Genomic DNA, 20,974 nt, shown 5'->3' on the forward strand with positions numbered 1-20,974 from the left:
AAAATATCTTACGTTATCCAAAAAAAACAATCGCCAAGCTGGGCAAGCTGGCCCAGGCCGCCGGGGTATCTGTCCCCACAGCCACCAAGGCCCTGGCCAAATTGGAGCAGATGGGGATAGTGAAGGAAATCACCGGCGGCAAGTACGGCAGGACATACTGCTATGAAACCTACATTAATATTTTAAACGAGGGGGTGGAACAACCGGCGGGGTGACATTGGTCTAAGTATCGATGTTTTCAGGTTCACAGGCTCATGTCCGGGGCATATAGTTCGGGCTTGCTACTAAGCGAACCGGAGTCTGCTGGCGGGGGATCATTGAACAAAAGAGACACTAACCTATCGATGCTTGTTCAAGCAGGATTAAATATGTGACTGAGAGCGTTCAAAACTGGGAAGGTATACCCTCATTTGGAAAACGGTGACAGGGTGGCGGGTAGAGTTGTACGCTGACTACCTGCTCATCGGTTGGTTTTAAAGCCTTGTTGGGATTAAGCCGCCTGCTTACCTCTCGCTTACCCGCAATAAAGCGACCTGTTCAGCTTTTCTGCCCCAGCCACAGCCCTTAACAGCCCACATTATAGTTTTGCTCCTGCTGACGATCATCCGCTATAACACATACGTGCCTAGGGATTAACCTGCGCTTGGTTGATTTTACAGATGCGATTTCGCGCCGTATCAGGTAGCAACAACCTCACTTTTAATTAATTATTGACCAACAACAAATTATAAGTCTAAGAGTGTGATTTAATCCTTTCGAAAAGGAACGACATCCCCTCTATATTTTTTTTTGTTATTTGCTTTATTTTTCCTAATCCTAGGCAAGTTAACTATTTTGGAGGTTGATGACTTTTCAAAAAAGTCTACAGGAAGAGAACAAAGATGTTCAACGTCATATGAAGGCAAATGTAAATTATCGATGAGTTGCTGACGAGAATATACCCCCTCTTTAATTAATAACTCAATTGCCCTTCTTAGTAGTTTAGGTTTCTCTATCGCTAATGTATCGTCTAAGGGTTCCTTTTTACGCCATCCTCTATAACTATAATATTTCCATAGCCTCTTTTCATATTCATCTGAAGTTAGGCCAAGATCCCTACAACGCATAATCATGGCACTAATGGAAGTTTTCCATCTTTCCTTAAGAACTAAAAATGCATCTAATGAAGGGGACCAAACTTCTGCAGCGAAAGTATCTGAAGGCATTAAAAAACAACCTGCAAATTTAAATGCCTGCGCTTCTATTTCTTTAAAATGCTCTTTCTTGGTCAACATATCTCTATCAATATTACTATGTAAGACCAAATGTCCAACCTCATGCGCCGCATCAAGACGGGACCGCACACAAGAATCTTTATCACTTGCGATCAATAAGTATGGTCGTCCATCGAGTTCACACCAATTAGACAATCCATCCATTTTGGTCGAACCTATTTTTTCTTTCCCTATTACAATCCCGTTATTTTCTAAGGCCAACAAAAGGTTTAAAATCGGTCCATTACCTAATCCCCAAAGTTTACGGCAACTATCCGCAGCCTTTTCTATATCATTTTCTGCTATTTCTTGATAATTTTTCACACCTATTTGGGGAACATTCACGGCTGGCAGTTCAACTAATTCTTGCAAAAAAATAGAAATCTCCTGAAGCCAGCGCATTCTATTTTTGGTTCTTTTTCTTTCTTGAAGTGTGGCACTAGCCATTGATCTAAAAAAGAAAGGTTTATTCTCATTTTTATATACTGTCTTAAAGAAAAAAGAGACGGGTACGTTCAATGCAGATGCCAATACATGTAAAGCATCATTTTCCGGCGATTGAATACCTTTTTCCCACCTAGAGATAGTCGTATTAGGTTTTTTAATTAATTCACCAAGTGCCAACTGTGTCAATCCACGTATTTCCCTGGCCTCCACCAAACGCTCAGGCTGAAAACCAGGCGTTCCTGTGCGCATAAAGTAACTTCCTTTACCAATATAAATTGTTATAAGTTAGTTACTTATTTACCATTACTTTTCAGTTTGGTGAAGTCTTTGTTGGCGCAATTTTAACGCAGTCTCTAGTAAAATTACTCCACTATCACTATAGCTTGCTATTATCTTTTGAATGGGATATGGACCACCTAACCAGGATTTCAAATCTGGGCTGGGTATCCCCAACCCAATATATGCAGGGACTGTTGGGTCTCCACCCTTTTTACGACGTGTAACAAGTATCATGCCACATAACTTATCTTTTAAGAAAACCGGCGGAGAATGCCATAGGCCGAGTTGCTGGGGCTGAAGCCATAAATTGTAAGCTGCGTACTCTCGCCGAAACTTGCTAGGTCTTGGCGGCCCACAATGGGTCTGGATATTGGTACGTAGTAACTGGAAGTCCCCTCTTATAGCGAGGCTATATTTTCCACCCACAGGATTAGTTGACAAAGATTCGACTAACAAATTGGCCTGCGAAGCAGCATTTCTAAAAGCCATTTCGCTCATTGCGTGCCTAACGTGACCTACAAGTTGGAGATATTCTGATTCTTCGTAGCTATTTACAGTTGTACGGTGTGCATTATGGAAAGCTTCGGTCTGTTGCTCCTCAAAAAATCTCCAAAAATCCTTGGGAATATTTGGGACAACCCAATCTTTGAGGAAATCAATTTTCATTTCGCCCCTCATACTAGTTTATTGTTAATAGGATATTAACAATAAAAATAGGCGAATTCAAGATTTTTTTATTTTTTTTAGGCGTTATCTTTTCTACAAACAACTAAGTCATTGAAAAAATACAACTATCAATTACAGGTTTCATAAACAATACTATCTTCATTCCACAGGGAATTATCCAGACCGTTCATTTCTAAGCCACCTATGGGCAGTTCACATTTGCTTCAATGACTCGCCCCTGCCCCAGCTTTTCTAAACTGCCTATGCGGCAGTTCACCAATAAACACAGCCACGCCACCACCCTTACCGTTTCTAAGCTGCCTATGCGGCAGTTCACGAACTCATAATCCCAACCACCTTTTCCAAAAGTTTCTAAGCTGCCTATGCGGCAGTTCACATTAGGGGTGAGTCCCGGCTTAACAGGCCGATTTTCTAAGCTGCCTATGCGGCAGTTCACCAATCAGCGGCCACGGGTCGACGCTCACCGGCTTTCTAAGCTGCCTATGCGGCAGTTCACCGGTCGCCAGATACTGAGATGCAGGGCTGTCGTTTCTAAGCTGCCTATGCGGCAGTTCACTCCAAAACAATCGGGCATTTTGCAGCTATTTTTTTCTAAGCTGCCTATGCGGCAGTTCACTTTGTAAACTGGTTGATCTCCGAAGGCCATGATTTCTAAGCTGCCTATGCGGCAGTTCACGGCGGGTAGTGTGGGTGCCGCCGAATTAGCCATTTCTAAGCTGCCTATGCGGCAGTTCATGCAAGCTGAGCCTGTATGAAAGTTTTGCTTGCTTTCTAAGCTGCCTATGCGGCAGTTCACATTCCCCATAATTTATTTAATCCCGATTAATGTTTCTAAGCTGCCTATGCGGCAGTTCACTAAGAGCGATCCGATTCCCCGACAGTCCGGGATTTCTAAGCTGCCTATGCGGCAGTTCACAGCATTTGAAATGAGACTAATCTCCTACTGGTATTTCTAAGCTGCCTATGCGGCAGTTCACGCCTCCCTGCCCGCTGGTTAATAAAACCCCAATTTCTAAGCTGCCTATGCGGCAGTTCACTGGGCGCTCGAATTTGCCCGTGTCGATGACCGTTTCTAAGCTGCCTATGCGGCAGTTCACAAATTGTCTCGTGAAATAATTGGGGCGAACACTTTCTAAGCTGCCTATGCGGCAGTTCACGGGCTTTTGTAAAATCATCAACTTTACTCATATTTCTAAGCTGCCTATGCGGCAGTTCACTAGAGCTGTTTTGTTATAACATCTTAATTTGCAAGAAGATATTCTATTTTTAGCCAAAAAACCCTTTTTTTAAGCCTCTTTTTAACCTATTGATATTGCGCATATTTTTTTGGGCCTCAAAAAAAGGGTTAAAAATAAATCACATATTCACAAATCATCCCCATTAAAAATCCGGGCCGCGGCCCGGATTTAAACTTTTTCCCCCGGCTTGACTCCTCCGGGGCTTTTCTTAGACTTGCGGCCTGGGCAGAAGCCCTGCGCCTTCTACTATCTCCTTGGCCCTGTGCTCCCATTCAATGGCCATGACGTGCACACCGGCCACGCCGGGGATTTCCCTTACTTCCTGGATGGCCTCGATACAGATCTTGATTCCCTCTTGGGCCTGGTTTTTCTTGCCCGCCTCTTGCAGGCGTTTCACCATTTCCTGGGGCACATCCATGCCGGGCACGAACTTGGACATGTACTTGGCCATACCAACAGACTTGAGAGGCGTGAGACCGGCCATGATATAGCATTTTTCATGCAGGCCCCGGTCCACCGCCCTTTTCATGTATTCCCGGAACTTGTCCAGGTTATAGATGCACTGGGTTTGGATAAAGTCCGCCCCGGCGGCGATCTTCTTGGCCAGGCGCGGGACCCGGAAGGAAAAGGGATCTGCAAAGGGGTTGGCAGCCGCGCCGATGAATATCTCGGGCGCGCCGTCCAGCTCCTTGTCATTTAAGAACACCTTGTCGTCGCGCATGCGGCGGAAGGTGTCCAAAAGCTGCATGGAATCCAGATCAAAGACGTTTTTGGCCTCCGGGTGGTCGCCGAACCTCTGGTGGTCGCCGGAAAGGCAAAGCACGTTTTTGATGCCCAGGGCCGTGGCCCCCAAAAGGTCGCTCATAAGGGCAATGCGGTTTCTGTCCCTGCATACCATCTGCAGATTGGGCTCCATGCCCGCATCCAAAAGGATGCGGCAGGCCCCCACGGAGCTCATGCGCACCACGGCGGTCTGGTTGTCGGTGATATTAACCGAATCCACCACCCCCCTCAGATGCTCGGCCTTATGAAGAACCTCTTCCGCGTTGTTTCCCCTGGGTGGCCCCAGTTCGCCGGTCACGGCAAAGTGTCCGGCCGCCAATACCTTTTCCAGATTACTGCCGGACTTCATTGTTTAAGATCCTCCCTGATTCTGGTGCGCGGCCCGCCGTCCCTGGAGGTGAGCCAACTCTTGACCGGCCAGACCCTTTCCAGCTCCTCCAGGCGTCCCATGGCCTCCATTTTCTCCACAATCAAATGCCAGATGCAATCCACATCCTGGGCGATCTCGCATTTCCCGTTTGCCGAGCCGCCGCAAGGCCCGTTCATTAGGCTCTTGCTGCATCTGGCAATGGGGCAGAGCCCGCCGAAATGATGCACAATACAGTTGCCGCAGGACTGACACCTTTCAGTCCAGACCCCGTGTTCCAAGGCCCCGCCGATAAAGGTGGTGTTTATGCCCGGAAATATGGGGATATTGGGAAAGCGCTCCGAAAGAAACTGCGGCCCCACTCCACAGGCAATGGAAACAAGGGCGTCGTATTCCCCGGCCTTGCCTTCCAGCTCCTCCAGGTATTCGGGGTCGCATTGGCGTTCCAGGGTGAACTCATCGACCGTCTCTTGCTCACCGGCCTTTTTGCGGGCAATGCGTAAGGAGCTGGCCAGGATGCCAACCTCCTTTTCACCGCCCACGTTACAGACCGTGACACAACCCCTACAGCCCACCACAAGCACCTTTGGCTTGTCCCGGATCATCTCCAGAATCTCTTCCAGCGGTTTACTGTCCCCAATGATCATAGGAAACTCCCCTTGAGGCCTTCAGATCCTCATTTCCATACAGCCAGCCAGGCAGGCAACGTGCCGCCCAAACAACTCCGTTAAGCCGGGCCGCTTAAATCAGGCGGCCTTTTCACCCTTAACCGGGGTTGGGCCCAACTGCCTTATGGTTTCGGTGAACTCCCGGGCCACCTGGGCAAACCTGGGGCCTTCGGCAGAACTCATGTTGAACATCTCAAGGCGTTCGGGCTCAATATCAAGCGCCTCAAGTATCTTTTTAACAAACTCGACCTTGCGTCTTGCCTTTAAGTTGCCGGTCAGGAAATGGCAATCGCCTTCCATGCAGCCGGCCACGTAGACTCCATCCGCCCCATCTTCAAATGCCCTTAAAAGGTGCAGGATGTCCACCCTGCCGGAACAGGGAAGCTGGATCACCCTTACATTGGTTGGGTATTGCAACCTCATCGAACCTGCCAGGTCCGCAGCTGAGTAAGCTCAATACCTGCAGCAAAAGGCCAGGATCACCGGCTCAAAGTCATTTGCCATGTGAAGGCTCCTTTTTTGGAAAACCAGCTAAAACCTCAGGCGGCTCAACCCATGGCCGCCTTTTCCTTGGCCAGTATCTGTTCATCGGTAAAGTGTTGCAGGGTTATGGCCTTGCCCGGGCATTCGGCCACACAGGCCCCGCAACCATAGCAGGAGGCCACCTCGATATAAGCTGCTCCGTCTTTGATCTTGGGCACCTGATAAGGGCAGGTGCGCACACAGGTCAGGCAGACCGAGCATTTGTCCGGATTAACCGTGGCCACCACACCGCCCACGTTGATGGTGTCCGTGGCCAGCACGGTGAGCGCCCTCCCCGCCGCGGCAGAGGCCTGGGCGATGGATTCGTCTATGGGTTTGGGGAAATGGGCCAGCCCGGCCAGGTAAAGGCCGTCAGAGGCAAAATCCACCGGCCTGAGCTTCATGTGGGCCTCCAAAAAAAAGCCTTCCGCGTCGAGTTGGGTCTTGTAGGCGTTCACCAGCTCTTCCACCGGGTTGGGGGCAATGGCGGCGGCCAGAACCAGCCTGTCCACCGGGAAATCAATGTAACGACCCAGCACATGGTCTCTGGCCCGGACCACCACCTTGCCGCCCTCGGCCGAAACCAGAGGCTTATGATCCAGGGTGTAGCGGATAAAGAGAACCCCCAGCTCGCGGGCCTTTTTGTAAAGGTCCTCGCGCACTCCATAGGTTCTTATATCCCGATAGATGATAAACACCCTGGCGGCCGGGTTCTTTTCCTTGACCCTGATGGCGCTTTCCACCGAATGGGTGCAGCAAAGGCGGCTGCAATAGGGCCGCTCCGGTGTTCTGGAACCCACGCACTGGATAAAGGCCACTGCCTCCAGGCCCAGGGCCAGGTCCGGGTCGCCCTTGATCTCCTGGTCAAACTCCAGGCTGGTGCGCACGGCCTGATGCTCGCCGTAAAGGTATTCATTGGGCTGGGTTTCCTTGCCGCCGGTGGCGATAACCGCCACCCCGTGTTCCAGCACAGTCTGGGTCTGGTCTTCATGGGTGAGGGTGGTTTGGAAATTGCCCACAAATCCCTTGGCATCACTGACCCGGCTCTTCATATGAACCGCGATCTCCGGGTGTTCCTCCACCTTTTGGATAAGCTCAGCCAGGTAAGGGGCTATATCCTCGCCCTTCCAAGTGTTTAACAAAAGATGGGCATTGCCGCCCAAAAACCCCTGCTTTTCCACCAGACAGACCGGATAACCGCTGTCGGCCAGGTAAAGGGCCGCGTTCATACCGGCCACCCCGCCGCCGATTACAAGGGCGCTTTTCTTAACCGCCAGGCTCACCTGGTGCAAAGGCTCTATAAGGGCGGCCTTGGCCACGGCCATGCGCACCAGGTCCTTGGCCTTGTTGGTGGCCTTTTCCGGCTCCTTCTGGTGCACCCAGGAATCCTGATCCCGGATATTGGCCATTTCAAACAGGTACTTGTTCAAACCGGCTTCGCGGATCGTCTCCTGGAAAAGCGGTTCATGGGTCCTGGTGCTGCAAGACGCCACCACCACCCGGTTAAGCCGGTTTTCTTCTATGGCGTCCTTGATCTTGGCCTGGGTGTCCTGGGAGCATGTAAAGAGGTTTTCATCCACATAGGCCACATGGGGCAGGCCCGCGGCATATTCCTTGACCCCAGGCACATCCACCACCCCGCCAATGTTGATGCCGCAGTTGCAGACAAAGACCCCCACCCTGGGTTCGTCTCCGCTTATGTCCTTTTCCAGGGGATATTCCACGGCGCGGGTCAAAGTGCCCCTGCTCTGGGCAAGATCGACAGACCCGGCGCAGGCCGCTGCAGAGGCCTCCATCACGGTCTGGGGAATATCCTTGGGACCGGCAAAGCTGCCGCAGGCAAAGACCCCGGGACGGGTGGTGGCCACCGGCGCAAAGGAGCTGGTCTCGGTGAAATTATAGTCCGTCAACTCCACACCCATGGTCTTGGCCAGCTCCATGGCCTCGGGCCCGGTCTGCAACCCCACACTGAGCACCACCATGTCGAAATACTCTTCTTTGGACTCTCCGTCCTCAGTGGCGTAAACAATGCGCAGGCGGTCTCCTTCCACCGGATCTATGGTATGAACCCTGCTTCTGATAAAACGCACGCCATGGTCGTCTTTGGCCCTCTCATAGTATTTTTCAAAGTCCTTGCCATAGGTGCGCATGTCCATGAAAAAAATGGATGTGTCCAGTTCTTGGCTGGCATGCTCTTTTGCGATCACCGCTTCCTTGATGGCGTACATGCAGCAGACCGCGGAGCAATAGCCGTTGTCGCAGCGGTTGATATCCCTGGAGCCCACGCATTGCAGCCAGGCGATCCTCTTGGGCTCCACCCCGTCGCTGGGGCGCTGCAAATGGCCCTGATAAGGGCCGGAGGCGCTCAAGATGCGCTCAAACTCCATGGCCGTGACCACATTCTGGTGCCTGGCATAGGAGTAGGTGTCAAACAGGGAAGGATCAAAGGGGTCAAACCCCGGAGCCATGATAACGCTGCCCACCTCCAGCTCAAGATCCCTGTCCACATCCTCATGGGCGGGGGCCTTGGCCTTGCAGGCCTCCACACAGCGCAGGCACTCGCAACAGACCCCGCAGTTAAGACAGCGGGCCCCTTCCTTTTCCACCTGCTCCGGGCTGAGCCCCGCCTCAAACTCGTCAAAATCCTTAATACGCTCTTCAGGCGGGCGCTGGGCCATGCGGGCCCGTTCGATCTTCGGCAGATCCGGCTCAATGGGGTTATAGTTCTGTTCTTCAGGCGGCTTCATCTCCAGGGGTTCCCTGCCTTGCTGAAGATCCTCGCCCATGAACATGCGCTCCATGCTGATGGCGGCCTGCTTGCCCGCGGCCACCGCGCCGATGGCGATCCAGGGGCCGGTGACTGCGTCGCCTCCGGCAAAGACCCCGTCCAGGTTGGTGGCCATGGTCACCGGGTCCGTGGCAATGGTTCCCCTGGGGGTGAGTTCAATCTCAACTCCCGCGCCCATGAAATCCGGGTCCAGTTTCTGGCCAATGGCGGTGATCACCAGGTCGGCCTTGATCTCCATCACCTCGGTCTCGTCATACTCGGGCGAGAACCTGCCTTCCTCGTCAAACACCCTGGTGCACAGCTTCAAAATCAGGCCCACGGCCTGGTTTCCTTTTATGATGATTCCCTTGACTCCCCGGCGGTGAATGAAATACACCCCTTCTTCCAGGGCCTCTTCTATTTCCCAGGGGCTGGCGGGCTGTTCCTCGGCAGACTCCAGCATGACCATGGTGACGGCCTTGGCCTGGTTGCGCAGGGCCGTGCGGGCGGCGTCTATGGCCACATTACCGCCGCCTATGACCACCACTTCCCCGCCTTGAGGCGCCTCTTCGGAAAGGGCTTTGGCCTTTAGGTAATCCAGGGCGGTAACCACATTGGCTGATTCCTCGCCGGGCACCCCCAGGTTGAAGCTCTTGGAAGCGCCCACCGCCAGGAAAACCGCGTCATGGTCACGGCGCAGGTCATCCAGGGTTATATCCCGGCCAACGGGGGTGTTGGTCTTTATTTCCACCCCCATTTTTCTGATATATTCCACTTCACCGGCCAAAACCCCTTCCGGCAGGCGATAGGCTGGAACTCCCACGGCCAAAGCGCCTCCGGCCACGGGCAAGGCCTCGAAGATAGTGGATTTTATGCCCCGTCTGGCCAGGTGATAGGCGCAGGCCAGACCGCCGGGGCCCGAACCCACTATGGCCACCTTCTCGCTCCTGGGCTCGACTTCGGGCTGAACCACTGAATCCAGCCCGGCCTGATCCGCCACAAAGCGCTTGATATCCCTTATGGCCACGGCCTCGTCCACATCCAGGCGGCGGCAGGAATCCTCGCAGGGATGGGGACAGATGCGGCCGATAACCCCGGGCAGGGGCAGGTCATCCATGATGATGCTCAAGGATCTTTCATAATCCCCTGTCTTGGCCATCTGCACATAGCCCTGCACATTCAAATTGGCCGGACAGGCGATCTTGCAGGGAGCGCGGTCCAGTTTGGTGAGCGCATAGGCATTGGGAAAGGCCTGGGCGTAACTTTTGTATATGGCCTTTCTTTTGCTGAGGCCCTGGTCAAACTCGTTAGGCACCTCCACAGGGCAGGCCTCTATACAGTCCCCGCAGGCTGTACAGGCCTCCATATCCACATACCTGGCCTTTTGGCGCACCTTGGCAATGAAACGCCCCGGCTCGCCGTTGAGCTCCTTTACTTCGGCATCTGTAATTATCTCGATGTTTAAGTGGCGTCCGCACTCCACCAGCTTGGGGGAGACGATGCACATGGCGCAATCATTGGTGGGAAAGGTTTTGTCCAACTGGGCCATGCGGCCGCCGATGGCCGGGCCCTTTTCAACCAGGTAAACATAGTAACCTGAATTAGCCAGATCCAAGGATGCCTGAACGCCGCCGATGCCGGCGCCCACCACCATCACAGCCCCGACCTTACCCGCGACCGGTCCTGCCATATTTTTTCACCCCTGCTTCAGGCGGCACTACTGGAACACCTATCCCTACCTCCGCTTTTAACTGAATCAGGGACCTGTCTTTTATGAAACCGCTTGAACTGGAGAATATGTAAGCTTGAAATTCAGATAGTGTCCGAAAAAAACGGCGAACCGACTTTTTCGTCAGGCCCCTGGCTGCGGCGGGACGCCTGCCGCATCATTAACGCCCCGACCGGGGGATAGCACGAGCTACGCTTATTATAACTATCTCTATGGACTTAGTAGGCTCTATCATAGAAAAATCTCACTTAGGGGTCAAGTAGAACCCTAATTAAGTCTATTTATTAACAGTCTATTAAATAGTAGGTATTTAGTAAATCGCTTTAGGTGAAAACCATGAAAAGGAGCTGCTCTAAAAGAGGGGGGTTGGACGAAACTAAGCTGAATTACACAAATAAATTCTGCTTATTCCAAAAGTGCAAAAACTATTTTCATGCGCTCCATAGAATAAGGAAGGGGCCCTTTAGGAAAAGGCCCCTTCCTTTATCTTGCGGACAATTTTTTTAGAACAGGCCGGTCACCTTGCCGCTCTCGGGATCCACATCCACCCTGCGGAAGGCCGGGTTGGAGCCGGTGCCGGGCATCAGGCTGATGGTGCCGGCCACGGGCACCACAAATCCGGCGCCGCCGTAGGTCAGGATCTCGCGCACGAACAGACGCCATCCCTCGGGCACACCCTTCAGGGCCGGGTTGTCGCTCAAGGAGAGGTGAGTCTTGACCATGCAGGTGCCAAGCTTGCTCAGCTCGGGATCGGCCTCGATCTTCTTGGCCTTGGCCAGGGCGGTGTCGGAGTAATCCACGCCGTCTGCGCCGTAGACTTCCTTGGCGATCTTGTCAATGCGATCGCGCAGGGGCAACTCGAGGTCGTACAGGAACTTGAAGTCGTTCTCTTCTTCGCAGGCGTCCTTGACGGCGTCGGCGAACTCTAAAGCGCCCTCGCCACCGTATTCCCAGTGGCGGCTTAAGGCCACGCGGGCGCCGGCGGCCTCGGCCAGGCGGCGCACTGCGGCGATTTCATTGTCGGTATCGGTGTAGAAGGCGTTGATGCAGACCACGGGGTTGATGCCGGCCTTCTTCACGGTCTCGATGTGATGGATCAGGTTCTTGCAACCTTCCTCGACCCAACCCACGTTCTCGCCGTTGTACTCTTCGGGCATGGGCTTGCCGGGGACCGGGATGGGAGCGCCGCCGTGGCATTTCAGCGCCCTGATGGTGGCAACCACCACCGCGCAGTTGGGCTTCAAGCCACTGTAACGGCACTTCAGGTTCCAGAACTTCTCAAATCCGATGTCGGCGCCAAAGCCGGACTCGGTGATGTGATAGTCGCTGAGTTTCAGGGCAACGCGGTCGGCCAGGATGGAGCTCTGGCCAATGGCGATATTGGCAAAGGGACCGGCGTGCACAAAGACCGGCTGACCTTCCAGGCTCTGCAGCAGGTTGGGGTTCAAGGCCTCAACCATCCAGGCGGTCATGGCGCCGCCGACCTGCAGGTCGTCGGTGGTGATGGGCTTGCCGGTGCGGTCGTAGGCCACCACGATCTTGCCGATGCGCTCGCGCATGTCTTTCAAATCCTTGGCCACGGCCAGGATAGCCATAACCTCGGAGGAGACTGCGATGCCGAACCTGGACTGCATGGTGAAGCCGTCGGCGCGTCCACCCATACCGATCATGATATTGCGCAGGGCCTGGCAGCAGTAGTCGATGATGAAGCCCATCTCCACGTTGGTGGGATCGATGTTCAGGCGCTTCATACCGCTTAAGCGTTCCAACTGCTCGTCAGTGTAGTTGCGCTCATGCTGCATACGGGCGTTCAAGGCCACCATGGCCAGGTTGTGGGAGTTCATGATGGCGTTGATGTCGCCGGTGAGTCCCAGGCTGAAAGGAGTGAGCGGGATGCACTGGGCCAGGCCGCCGCCCGCCGCGGAACCCTTGATGTTCATGGTGGGGCCGCCTGACGGCTGACGAATGGCAGCGGTGACGTTCATGCCACGCTGGCCCATACCCTCTACCAAACCCATGGTGGTGGTGGATTTCCCCTCACCCAAGGGGGTGGGGGTGATGGCGGTGACGTCGACGTACTTGCCGTCGGGTTTGTCTTTCAGACGGTCCAGCACTTTTTTGTAGTCGACTTTTGCCACATAGTGACCGTGGAGCAGAAGCTCGTCATCGGTGATCCCCAGGTCTCCGGCGATCTCCTTGATGGGCTTCATGAACTCCTCAGCCGCCTGAGCGATTTTCCAATCCGGATTTTTGGTTGGGTCCGGCAGCTTGGGCATTTCTCGTCCTCCTTAAGACTTTATTCGCTTCAAAATTCTATGTACGGGGTGAAAACCCTTTTCGCGTATACTAATTCTATTGAGAACAACCGGCAAATACCATGCAGATCGCAGGTTTGTCAAGTAATAACATCTTTACAAAAAGTTTGAAAACCTATATCTCTAATCCGATCGGCAAGGCTCTTTTAACTATCACGGTTTGACATTCATGGGCAAGCGGTGGTAATTGGGGTGTGCAGGTGGTAGACCCGACTGTTCAGTATCTCTACCACTTCCTACAGAATTGCGGAATTAAGTCTGGGACAACCGGATACTGACGGAGGAAAAATGTACCAAATACTTTCGAAAACCGAACTAGCCCAGGGCACGGTTGTGGCAAATGAGATCCACGCGCCCAAAATTGCAGCCAAGGCCAAGCCGGGGCAATTCATCATCCTAAGGGTGAATGAAACTGGCGAACGCATCCCCTTGACCATGGCCAACACCAATGAGGAACGCGGCACCATCACAATCATCTACCAGGTTGTGGGAAAAACCACCGCGCTTTTGGCCAGCATGTCCGCCATGGACCATCTGGCAGACGTGGTCGGCCCCTTGGGCCGCCCCACTCCCATCGAGAAGAAGGGCACCATTATCTGTGTCGGCGGCGGCACCGGCGTGGCCGTGCTGCACCCCATCACCAAGGGCTTTAAGGAAGCGGGCAACCATGTCATAGCCATTATCGGCGCCCGCAACAAAGACCTCCTGATCATGGAAAAAGAGATGAAGGCCGCCAGCAACGAGCTGTACGTCTGCACCGACGACGGCTCCTACGGCCACCACGGCTTTGTCACCGACGTGCTGAAAGAGCAGCTGGAAAAACACGGCGCAGCGGTCAAGGAAGCCGTCTGCATCGGACCCGTGCCGATGATGAAATTCTGCTCCAAAGTCACCAAGGACTTTGGGATTCCCACCATGGTGAGCTTAAACGCAATCATGGTCGACGGAACCGGCATGTGCGGCTGCTGCCGCGTGCAGGTGGGCGACGAGACCAAGTTCGCCTGTGTGGACGGTCCTGAATTTGACGCCCATAAAGTTGATTTCGACGGTCTTTCCGCCAGGTTAACCGCCTATCAGAAGCAGGAAAAAGAGGCCATGGACGCCTATCAGAAAAAATGCTCCTGCTCAACCGAAGCTTAAAAGTAAGAGAGGTTTACCATGGCCACTGAATTGAAGAAGAAGAAAGAGAAAACTCCCCGCCAGGCCATGCCCGAGCAGGCGGCCGAGGTGAGAAGGCGCAACTTTGACGAAGTTCCCCTGGGCTTTCCCGAGGAGCTTGCCATGCTCGAGGCCTCCCGCTGCCTGAGCTGTAAAAAACCCGCCTGTGTGGAAGGCTGCCCGGTGAGCGTGGATATTCCCGCCTTTATCAACAAGGTCAAGGAAGGCGACTTCACAGGCGCTATCCTGAAGATCTGGGAGAAGAACAGCTTCCCGGCGGTCTGCGGCAGGGTCTGCCCCCAGGAAAACCAGTGCGAGGGCAACTGCATCGTCGGTAAAAAAGACAAACCCGTTGCCATCGGCAGCCTGGAAAGGTTTGTCGCCGACTGGGCCAGGAACCAAAATGACATTCCCATGCCTCCCATTGAAAAGAAAACCGGCAAAAAGGTGGCGGTGGTGGGCTCCGGCCCCGGCGGCCTCACCGTGGCCGGCGACCTGATCAGAAAAGGCCACGAGGTTACGGTCTTTGAGGCCTTCCACAAACCCGGCGGCGTGTTGGTCTACGGCATCCCCGAGTTCCGCCTGCCCAAGGCCATTGTGGCCCATGAATGCAACTTCATGGAAAAGATGGGCGTGAAATTCGAAACCAACGTGGTGGTCGGCCAGACCATCACCGTGGACGAACTTTTGAATGATGAAGGCTATGACGCAGTCTATATCGGCGTGGGCGCGGGCCTGCCCAGGTTCCTGAACATCCCCGGTGAAAACCTCATGGGCGTCTACAGCGCCAACGAGTACCTCACCCGCAGCAACCTGATGAAGGCCTACCGCTTCCCCGAGTATGACACTCCCCTGGTCACAGGCGAGCATGTCTGCGTCTTTGGCGGCGGCAACGTGGCCATGGACGCCCTGCGCACCTCCATGCGTATGGGCAGCGACGATGTGAAGTGCATCTACCGCCGCAGCAGGGACGAGCTGCCCGCCCGCGGTGAAGAGATTCATCACGCCGAGCAGGAAGGCATCGAGTTCTTCTTCCTGCATTCGCCTTTACGCTTTATCGGCGACGAAAACGGTTGGGTGAAGGCGGTCGAGCTTCAGGAAATGCAGCTGGGCGAGCCCGATGACAGCGGCCGCCGCCGTCCCGAGCCCATCCCCGGCAGCGTAAAGACAGTGGACTGCGACCTGGCCATCATCGCGGTGGGCGCAGGCGCAAACCCGCTGGTCACCTCCACCACCGATGGACTCGATACCAACAAGTGGGGTTACATTGTGGCCAACGAAGAGACCGGCAAGACCAAAAAAGGGCAGGTCTGGGCCGGCGGCGACATTGTCACCGGAGCGGCTACGGTTATTCTGGCCGCCGGTGCGGGCAGGGGCGCCGCGGACTCCATCCACGAGTACCTGACCTGGGGTTGGTAGCTCAAATTTGACAATGGTGGTACATTAAGCCATTGCGGAGGGGGGGCCGTTTATTCCGGCCCTCCCTTTTTAAAGAGATAGTAATAAAATCAACGGATTATAGGTTAGGTCAAAAATAAGACGCGCCATGGAAGACGTACAAAACCAGACAGATCACCGCAATATACCAATCGATAAAGTAGGGGTGAAGGACATTCGCCACCCCATAACGGTTTTGGACCGTGCCAATGGCGTGCAAAAGACCGTGGCCTCCATAAATATGTACGTGAACCTTCCCCACCATTACAAGGGCACGCACATGAGCCGCTTCATTGAGGTTCTGAGCGACTATTCGGATAATATAAACCTCCGGAACCTAAAAGATATTCTGGAGGCCATGAAAAAACGCTTGAACGCCCACAGCGCCCATATTGAGGTGGACTTCCCCTATTTCATCAAAAAAACCGCACCGGTGAGCGGGGCGAGGAGCCTTTTGGAATACAACATCGCCTACCGGGGCAGTATAAACGGCTCGGGCCTGGATCTGGTGGTGGAGGTTAAAGTCCCGGTGACCACCCTTTGCCCCTGTTCCCAGATGATCAGCGACCAGGGTGCGCACAACCAAAGGGGTGTGGTCAACGTGGCGGTGAGGTTCAAGGAATTCATCTGGATCGAAGACATCATCCGCCTGGTGGAGGAATCCGCTTCCTGCGAGGTCTTCAGCCTGCTTAAAAGGCAGGACGAAAAATACGTCACTGAAAAGGCCTACGGAAACCCGATGTTTGTGGAAGATGTGGTTCGCGAGGTCAGCGGCAAGCTGGATAAGGTGCCCGAGATCATCTGGTTTACTGTCGAGAGTGAAAACTTCGAGTCCATCCACAATCATTCGGCCTATGCTTATGTGGAAAAAGACAAGCGCAAGTGAGTTGTCATGGCCGAGCACCTGCCCCTGAAAAAGGCGGATCTTGAATTCGAATTCTACAAAGCCCAGGGTCCGGGCGGCCAGCACAGAAACAAGGTGGCCACAGCGGTCAGGCTCACCCATATTCCCACCGGCTTCACCGTAAGTGCAACCGAAAGGCGCAGCCGGACCCAAAATCTGGAAAAGGCCATAGAACGCCTTAAGATCAAACTGGCCCGGGCAGGGCGCAAAGAAAAGCCCAGGGTGCCGACCAAACCAAGCAAGGCAGCCCGCAGAAAACGGCTGGAAGCCAAAAAGGCCCGCTCAAGCATTAAAAAACAAAGGGGCCGGGTAACCTCCTGGTCCTAGCAAGGTCTTTCTGTAAAAAACACTCATCTCCTTAAAATAAAGATTCATTTTCTATTCTTTTAAAAAAATCCCATTCCCCAAAAGCCCCTTTGCCAAGGGAAAATTCAATATAAACACCCTGTAGCGCCTTTTTACCTACATTAAAAAAGCCTAAAGTTCACCGCGCGGCCAACCGATGGAATAGGTGTATGCGGTGGAGGGAACCACTGTAATAACCCCAAGGAAAGGGAACTCACCTTGTCTGCTAAAGGGGACTGGATTGCCAACTGTCTTCCGGACAGAGTGGCCAGGATTTCTCAAGCCAGTGTGTTTCTGCTGAAAGTGGGGCCGCCCAGGCCCAACCAGATGCAAACGCTGGACGATCTTGAGCAAAGAGGCCTGGTGGGTTTATACCGTGTCGGCAAAAAAAAGGAGGCTGCCATTCAAAAAGGACAAGAGAGCTATTTGCAGGAATCGGATTTCACTCCTTCTCCTGATGTGCTTTTAAGTTTTTTGGGCCCCCTGGCTGACAGTGGAAACGGTTGACCCGGCCTTTTGCTTTAAACCTTTTTCCCGCAGACAGCCCGAAAAAGGGCTTTCCGGCTCTTGCCCAACCGGTTCTTTTCAAAGCTTTTAAAAAAGCATGAACCATAAAAGAGCAACAGAGTAGCCGGTAAACCCTTTTTCGGGCTGTTCTTTACCTTTGGGACATTGCTTCCAGGTGAAAACCCGGAATCAGCCCAACTCAAACCACTGGTTTAACTTTTCCACCAGTAGGGCGGCGCTTTTTTCGCTTAAATTGATGGAATCCCGTTTACGGTACATGCCGTGGGTCTTCTGGTAGCGCCTCAGGGCTGCCTTGGGAGGCCCCATTTCGCCGGTTTTACGGTCGATCTGGCGATACCTGTAAAGGACACTGGTCCAGGTGCCTTTCTGCAAGATCACCTTATCCAGTTCCTCCACCACCACCTCGCCGTCTTCTTCGTAATGAATGGTCAACTCGTCATAGTCTGTGGCCACGTTCACTCCTTGTCTTTAACGTTTCATGCCGGTGAAACTGGCACCGGCCTATATATTATCTGTTTCAAGCTCAACGGGAGACGCTGAAGCGCTGTTTGTCAGACTCCAGGGCATCCACAATCGAGGTGTTTATCTCGGGCAGACGCCAAAGCAGCCGCTCCCAGGAGGGCAGATAGCGCACATCCAGGGACTGGTGCTTTATCTTTTCCTCCACCTCTATGATGGCCTGCTGCAAGCCCTTTTTCACATAAGGCGCGAATTCATCAAAACTTGCGGTTAAGCGCAAAAGCCTTTCCGCAGCCTGCCCGGGCGAAGCCAGAAAATCGCCGGCCTGAACAATGGCCTTGCTCAAGACCTCAAAGATGATGTGCTCCTCTGACTCCCGGTCATAGTTGAGGCCGTTGAACTCCGCATTGTCAGAGTATTTTTTCACCGATTCCTCGGCAATGGACTCATAGGTCAGGGCCAGATCCCGGAAAAATTCTTCGCCTACTTCAAGCCCCTCTTCCACAATCAGAGCATGAAGCAAGGATGAAATTATATCCAAAGACATGCGATGCAACCCGGAACGCGGGTCCTCTTTGCTGACTCTCTGATGCTTGTGGTCAAAACGTCCTCTGGTGAACTCCACCTGGGCCACCTGGGAAGCCTTTCGAAAAACCTCCACCAGGGTAAAGATCTCAACCCCCCAGTCCAGGGCATAGCGCATCTTCTTCAAAAGCCACGTGTCGATCACCACCTCTCCGGAGAGTTGGTAATCAAAACTTAAAAGAAAATCAACCAGCCGGAGCATTTTCTCATTTTTGCTTTCCCCGAACTTACGTTTCAAGGCCAGCAAAAACGGGTCCAGCAAAAGCCTTTTCACCCGGCCGTAGAGGCGCTCACCATCCCAACGGGCATAAAAAGCTTTTGAAAATGGATAATTATTCACTAAAACCGGAAAAAACAACCGATCCAACTGACGCCGTTTAAAGGTTCTTATGTCCGCATCCAAAAGCCCCACGCAGGTAGCCCCCAAGGCGGAGGCCACCCCGAATCCCATAAAAACATTGCGTCCCTTGCCTCTTTGGCTCAGATCTGCACCCGCATCCTCCAAGTCCTGGTAGATGCCGCTAAAGGCAGGGCCGTCGTTCCACTGGATCACGTAATTGTTCATTCCGGCTTTTTGCAGAATATCTATGCAAAGCTTCACATCTTTTTCCGAGGCCTTATCCAACCCGAAAATGATATGAGCCAAATAGTTCGCCGTGGCCAGTTCCCGGACCATATTCTCAAAAACCGGCCTGTTTTCCGGGGCGGTAAACTCGCTGGCCAGGGCCGGAACAATCAAAACCGGCTTTTTCCACCTGGCCGCCGGTATCAGCACCTCGTTTAAGTCAACATCGTTTTGTAAGAGATAATAGCTGGTAACGCGCGAATGAGTCTGAGCAAAACTGGGCATATTATCCTCTCCTGCATGGTTCGTTTTTTTCGAAAGAGCCTTGCATTTAAGCGGAAATTAAAGAGCCCTTAAGAATCAATTATTGGTTTTCCCGATCCCGCTTTCCTTACCTTTCCCGGGTTTGTCTTTCAATCTTTACAACTTTTTAGCGCAAAAAAAGGCCCGGTCGCGGCCAATTTATTTTTTTGTTTCAGTCAATCAGCCGCCAACTTGAAATGCTTGAGGCTCAGAATTAAGGCTGACCGCTGTAAAGGCCAGTAATCTTGGAGCCCTATTCGGCTTCATTATGCTTTACTTTTTGCTTGCGGTCCAGTGGGGCCATCTCCCCGGCCCTTTTCAAAACCCCTGATCCAAAGCGTTTATGCAGCTCATCCTCCGCCTTGGCCACGGCTTTGAGTTTTTCCCGGCCCTTGTCGCTGAGCAGCCAGCCCTGGACCTGTTCCGGAGTTTTCAAGTTGCTTAAGCCCACGCCTATCAACCTGAAAGGGCCCTCGGAGCTGTAGCTTGTCAAAAGCTTGCAGGCTGCTTCATAAATCTCTTCGGCCAGGTCTGTGGCCTCACCCAGGCTGTGGCTGCGGGTTATCTGGCGGTGATCCGAATGTTTGAGTTTGAGAGTAACTGTACGCCCCAGGACCCCGCCGGACCTCGCCCTCCTGGCCACCTTGGAGCTCATGCCCAAAAGCAGCCGCTGCAAAAGATCCGGATCTTTTGAATCCTCAGACAAAGTCACCTCATGGCTGATTGACTTCACCTCCCGCTCCACACTGACCGGAGTGGGGTCAATTCCCTGGGAAAGTTCCCACAACCGGCGGCCATAGACTCCCAAAAGCCCCTCCAGGCGCTTTTGACCCAAGGTTCTTACATCATAAAGCCGCCTCAAACCCAGTTGTCCCAACTTGGCCTGGGCTTTTTTGCCCACTCCGGGCACTTCCTTTAAACTGACGGTTTTTAAAAATGCCTCCAGATCCTGAACCACGGTAAGGCCGTCAGGCTTATCCCGATCGCTGGCTATCTTGGCCAGAAAACGCACGGGAGCCATGCCCACCGAACACACCAAGCCGGTCTGTGCACGCATCCTGGCTTTTATGGCCGCACCGGTCTCATGAGCGCTTCCCCAAAGCCCGCTGGTGCCAGTCAAGTCCAAAAAAGCTTCATCAACGCTCACCTGCTCCACCAGGGGGGTGAACTCTTTTAAAATCTGCATTACTTTTTTGCTCATCTGACCGTAACGTTCTTTGCGGACCGGCAGAAACACGCCTTCCGGGCAAAGCCTCCTTGCCTGAAAAACAGGCATGGCCGATCTAACCCCCTTGGCCCTTGCTTCATAAGAAGCAGCCGAAACCACGCCTCTTTTTCCCATGCCTACAATTATGGGCCTTCCGGCCAGCTCAGGACGGTCCAAGGCCTCAACCGAGGCGTAGAACGCATCCATGTCAACATGTGCCAACATTTATTTACTCACCATTTCACGTAGGTAAGCCTATCGGAACTTGCACCCTGCGTAAAAACATGCTAGTTTCCTGCCGACTACATTAACGCCACTTCAGCAAGGAGCAGCCCTTGCAATTGCCAGACGATGCCAATCCAAGCAGTGTGCCAGGTAACCGAAACCTGCAGTGCCCGTATTACCTATTGTGTCTTGACATCGCTGCT

The 20,974-nt window shown here is 53.2% G+C and carries 15 protein-coding genes, 1 pseudogene and 1 CRISPR repeat array; of the genes and pseudogenes, 6 read left to right on the top strand and 10 right to left on the bottom strand.

The window, feature by feature from the left end; all coding sequences use genetic code 11:
- Positions 1-215: pseudogene (locus X474_RS19555) on the top strand (Fic family protein); the annotation flags it as partial.
- Between the two features lie 531 nt (positions 216-746).
- Here the strand turns inward: X474_RS19555 and X474_RS19560 are convergent.
- The 7 genes from X474_RS19560 to X474_RS19590 all read right to left on the bottom strand — a co-directional run bounded on the left by X474_RS19560 (position 747) and on the right by X474_RS19590 (position 13,016).
- A complete protein-coding gene (locus X474_RS19560; protein ID WP_044351336.1) occupies positions 747-1,949 on the bottom strand; it encodes a helix-turn-helix domain-containing protein in 1,203 nt (400 codons plus the stop codon).
- 54 nt (positions 1,950-2,003) lie between these two features.
- Positions 2,004-2,645 carry a hypothetical protein gene (locus X474_RS19565; RefSeq protein ID WP_044351337.1) on the bottom strand — a complete coding sequence of 214 codons (642 nt, stop codon included), beginning with the start codon at positions 2,643-2,645 and terminating at the stop codon, positions 2,004-2,006.
- Between the two features lie 249 nt (positions 2,646-2,894).
- Positions 2,895-3,883: direct repeats of the CRISPR family, unit length 28 nt; unit sequence TTTCTAAGCTGCCTATGCGGCAGTTCAC.
- A 229-nt stretch (positions 3,884-4,112) separates the two neighbouring features.
- Positions 4,113-5,036: a methylenetetrahydrofolate reductase gene (locus X474_RS19570; RefSeq protein ID WP_044351339.1), complete on the bottom strand. Its 924-nt coding sequence runs from the start codon at positions 5,034-5,036 to the stop codon at positions 4,113-4,115.
- A complete protein-coding gene (locus X474_RS19575; protein WP_044351340.1) occupies positions 5,033-5,701 on the bottom strand; it encodes a methylenetetrahydrofolate reductase C-terminal domain-containing protein in 669 nt (222 codons plus the stop codon). The genes X474_RS19570 and X474_RS19575 overlap by 4 nt, the downstream gene beginning before the upstream one ends.
- 99 nt (positions 5,702-5,800) lie before the next feature.
- Entirely contained in the window at positions 5,801-6,226 is a 426-nt protein-coding gene (locus X474_RS19580) for a hydrogenase iron-sulfur subunit (protein ID WP_082464515.1), read from the bottom strand.
- 44 nt (positions 6,227-6,270) lie between these two features.
- On the bottom strand, positions 6,271-10,701 hold the full coding sequence (locus tag X474_RS19585) for an FAD-dependent oxidoreductase (protein WP_044351343.1): 4,431 nt from the start codon (positions 10,699-10,701) through the stop codon (positions 6,271-6,273).
- Between the two features lie 542 nt (positions 10,702-11,243).
- Positions 11,244-13,016 carry a formate--tetrahydrofolate ligase gene (locus X474_RS19590; RefSeq protein ID WP_044351345.1) on the bottom strand — a complete coding sequence of 591 codons (1,773 nt, stop codon included), beginning with the start codon at positions 13,014-13,016 and terminating at the stop codon, positions 11,244-11,246.
- 327 nt (positions 13,017-13,343) lie between these two features.
- Between X474_RS19590 and X474_RS19595 the strand changes: the two genes are divergently transcribed.
- The 5 genes from X474_RS19595 to X474_RS19615 all read left to right on the top strand — a co-directional run bounded on the left by X474_RS19595 (position 13,344) and on the right by X474_RS19615 (position 17,406).
- Positions 13,344-14,195: a sulfide/dihydroorotate dehydrogenase-like FAD/NAD-binding protein gene (locus tag X474_RS19595; protein ID WP_044351346.1), complete on the top strand. Its 852-nt coding sequence runs from the start codon at positions 13,344-13,346 to the stop codon at positions 14,193-14,195.
- 18 nt (positions 14,196-14,213) lie between these two features.
- Positions 14,214-15,632, top strand: coding sequence for an NADPH-dependent glutamate synthase (gene gltA / locus X474_RS19600; protein WP_044351348.1), 1,419 nt, complete (start codon positions 14,214-14,216; stop codon positions 15,630-15,632).
- 127 nt (positions 15,633-15,759) lie between these two features.
- Positions 15,760-16,536, top strand: a complete 777-nt coding sequence (gene folE2 / locus X474_RS19605) for a GTP cyclohydrolase FolE2 (protein ID WP_044351349.1) — start codon at positions 15,760-15,762, stop codon at positions 16,534-16,536.
- A gap of 6 nt (positions 16,537-16,542) precedes the next feature.
- Positions 16,543-16,881 carry a peptide chain release factor-like protein gene (locus tag X474_RS19610; protein ID WP_044351350.1) on the top strand — a complete coding sequence of 113 codons (339 nt, stop codon included), beginning with the start codon at positions 16,543-16,545 and terminating at the stop codon, positions 16,879-16,881.
- A 237-nt stretch (positions 16,882-17,118) separates the two neighbouring features.
- On the top strand, positions 17,119-17,406 hold the full coding sequence (locus tag X474_RS19615; protein ID WP_044351351.1) for a hypothetical protein: 288 nt from the start codon (positions 17,119-17,121) through the stop codon (positions 17,404-17,406).
- A gap of 189 nt (positions 17,407-17,595) precedes the next feature.
- Here the strand turns inward: X474_RS19615 and X474_RS19620 are convergent, their stop codons facing one another.
- The 3 genes from X474_RS19620 to X474_RS19630 form a co-directional block, all read right to left on the bottom strand.
- Entirely contained in the window at positions 17,596-17,880 is a 285-nt protein-coding gene (locus tag X474_RS19620) for a hypothetical protein (protein WP_044351352.1), read from the bottom strand.
- 70 nt (positions 17,881-17,950) lie between these two features.
- Positions 17,951-19,321 carry a glycosyltransferase family protein gene (locus X474_RS19625; protein WP_044351354.1) on the bottom strand — a complete coding sequence of 457 codons (1,371 nt, stop codon included), beginning with the start codon at positions 19,319-19,321 and terminating at the stop codon, positions 17,951-17,953.
- A gap of 271 nt (positions 19,322-19,592) precedes the next feature.
- Positions 19,593-20,771 (bottom strand): DNA polymerase IV, encoded by a 1,179-nt coding sequence (locus X474_RS19630; protein WP_044351356.1) that lies wholly within the window; start codon positions 20,769-20,771, stop codon positions 19,593-19,595.
- Positions 20,772-20,974: the final 203 nt, after the last annotated feature.

It is taken from the genome of Dethiosulfatarculus sandiegensis (assembly GCF_000931935.2).
Classification (GTDB): Bacteria; Desulfobacterota; Desulfarculia; order Desulfarculales; family Desulfarculaceae; genus Dethiosulfatarculus; species Dethiosulfatarculus sandiegensis.

Coding starts and splice junctions, on each gene's coding strand:
- X474_RS19560 (WP_044351336.1), bottom strand. CDS start 1,949: ATGCGCACAGGAACGCCTGGTTTTCAGCCTGAGCGTTTGGTGGAGGCC.
- X474_RS19565 (WP_044351337.1), bottom strand. CDS start 2,645: ATGAAAATTGATTTCCTCAAAGATTGGGTTGTCCCAAATATTCCCAAG.
- X474_RS19570 (WP_044351339.1), bottom strand. CDS start 5,036: ATGAAGTCCGGCAGTAATCTGGAAAAGGTATTGGCGGCCGGACACTTT.
- X474_RS19575 (WP_044351340.1), bottom strand. CDS start 5,701: ATGATCATTGGGGACAGTAAACCGCTGGAAGAGATTCTGGAGATGATC.
- X474_RS19585 (WP_044351343.1), bottom strand. CDS start 10,701: ATGGCAGGACCGGTCGCGGGTAAGGTCGGGGCTGTGATGGTGGTGGGC.
- X474_RS19590 (WP_044351345.1), bottom strand. CDS start 13,016: ATGCCCAAGCTGCCGGACCCAACCAAAAATCCGGATTGGAAAATCGCT.
- X474_RS19595 (WP_044351346.1), top strand. CDS start 13,344: ATGTACCAAATACTTTCGAAAACCGAACTAGCCCAGGGCACGGTTGTG.
- gltA (WP_044351348.1), top strand. CDS start 14,214: ATGGCCACTGAATTGAAGAAGAAGAAAGAGAAAACTCCCCGCCAGGCC.
- folE2 (WP_044351349.1), top strand. CDS start 15,760: ATGGAAGACGTACAAAACCAGACAGATCACCGCAATATACCAATCGAT.
- X474_RS19610 (WP_044351350.1), top strand. CDS start 16,543: ATGGCCGAGCACCTGCCCCTGAAAAAGGCGGATCTTGAATTCGAATTC.
- X474_RS19625 (WP_044351354.1), bottom strand. CDS start 19,321: ATGCCCAGTTTTGCTCAGACTCATTCGCGCGTTACCAGCTATTATCTC.
- X474_RS19630 (WP_044351356.1), bottom strand. CDS start 20,771: ATGTTGGCACATGTTGACATGGATGCGTTCTACGCCTCGGTTGAGGCC.